Here is a 1,626-nt window from a genome sequence, read left to right as displayed (position 1 = left end):
ATGACGGCGGCGTCGGTGACGTCGGCGCCGATGCCGATCGCCCGATCACCGATCGTGGCGGCGGCAGCCGCGGTCGCGGCCGGGTCGAGATCGACCAGGGCCACCAGGGCGCCGCGCTCGGCGAGCTGCCGGGCGACCTCGAAGCCGATCCCGCGGGCGGCTCCGGTGACCAGGGCGACCTTGTTGTTGACGGAATAGCTGCTCATCGTGATGCCACCTTCTTTGTGGTGTGTCGGACCTGACCGGCGAGGTGCCGGCGGAGGAAGTCGATCTGGTCGGCCAGTGCGCGGTGCTGCTCCGGGCCGTCGTAGATGTCGAAGTGGTCGAGGGGATAGGCCTTCAGCTCGGAGGGGCCACCGGCGCGGGTCGCGGCCCGCTTCGAGGACGCAGGCGGGACGACCGAGTCGTTCTCCCCGACCTGGACGAGGAGCGGGGTCCGCAACCGCGAGGCCGAGCGGATCGGCCGGTTGAACGCGACCTCGAGGGCCACCCGGGCACACACCTCGTTGCGCCACGTCGGTCCGGCGAGTGCGGTGTAGCCCGCGAGGGCGCCGGGGCCGGTCAGGACGGCGGTCGAGCCGGGCTCGCCGACGAGCGCGATGTGGTGCGGCGCGCGACCGAGCAGGGCACGGGTGGCATCGCGGAGTCCGTTGACGACCAGGGGGGCCAGTCGTCGTACCCCACCGTGGCGGTACATCGCGATCAGGGCGGCGAGGCCGTCCATGGCTGGAGTCATCGCCACCACGGAGGCGATCCGTCCGTCCGCCACCGCGACGGGCACGACGTGCCCGCCCGAGTACGACGTCCCCCAGAGCACGATCCGCTCAGGGTCGACGCCGGGCAACGTCCGTGCCGCCGCGATGGCCGCGACGTAGTCGGCGCGCTGCTGGCGGAACGACACGAGCTGGCGGGGTGACCCGTCCGAGTCGCCGAACCCGCGGTAGTCGAACAGGAGCACGTCGAGACCGGCGGCGGCGAACCCCTCGGCGAACGCGAGGAGGCCGGTGTCGCGGGTGCCTCCGAAGCCGTGCGCCATCACGACGCAGGGTCGGCCGCCGGTTCCGACGAAGGCGTCACCCTGGCCGGGCAGGTGCCAGGCCGCGCACGCCACGTTCTTGCTGAAGAAGCTGACCGGGGACATGTCAGCCGACCTTCGCGAGAGCCGGGCGCTGCGTCTCGAAGTGCAGTGCGCCGTCGTCGATGGGGTCGTCCTGGAGGACCTTGCAGTCGTGGGCGTAGTCCATCGCGACCTTCCACGGTCCCGCGGCGCCCTGGCGGGGAATGATCGCCTTGCCACGCTGCAGGTAGCCCGATTGCAGGGAGCCGAAGATGCCCTCGTCCAGCGCCGAGTCGTCGCTGTCGTGAGGAGTCGCGGCGACGTACCCGTTCTCATCCATGTGCTGGAGCAGGCGGCAGAGGTACTCGCCGGCGATGTCGGACTTCAGCGTCCACGGGGCGTTGGTGTAGCCGAAGATCCAGGAGAAGTTCGGGACGTTCTCGACGAGCACGGCCTTGTAGGTCATGCCGTTGTGCAGTTCGCGGGGCACGCCGTCCACCGTCAGCTTCAGGCCGCCGAGCACCTGCAGCTGCAGGCCGGTGGCCGTCACGATGATGTCCGCCTCGAGC

Annotated in this window: 2 protein-coding genes and 1 pseudogene; all 3 read right to left on the bottom strand. The window is 70.9% G+C overall.

Annotated features, from left to right (window positions below):
- Positions 1–206, bottom strand: a 206-nt coding sequence (locus tag ACOADB_RS00975; RefSeq protein WP_378596056.1) for an SDR family NAD(P)-dependent oxidoreductase, incomplete at its 3' end; no start/stop codon positions are given.
- Positions 203–1,141 (bottom strand): alpha/beta hydrolase, encoded by a 939-nt coding sequence (locus ACOADB_RS00970; RefSeq protein ID WP_378596055.1) that lies wholly within the window; start codon positions 1,139–1,141, stop codon positions 203–205. The genes ACOADB_RS00970 and ACOADB_RS00975, both read right to left, overlap by 4 nt.
- 1 nt (position 1,142) lies before the next feature.
- Positions 1,143–1,626, bottom strand: a pseudogene (locus ACOADB_RS00965) (FAD-containing monooxygenase EthA); the annotation flags it as partial.

The sequence above is a fragment of the Nocardioides sp. CPCC 206348 genome, from assembly GCF_048654705.1.
GTDB lineage: Bacteria > Actinomycetota > Actinomycetes > Propionibacteriales > Nocardioidaceae > Nocardioides.
This window is presented reverse-complemented; position numbering and strand designations above follow the sequence as displayed.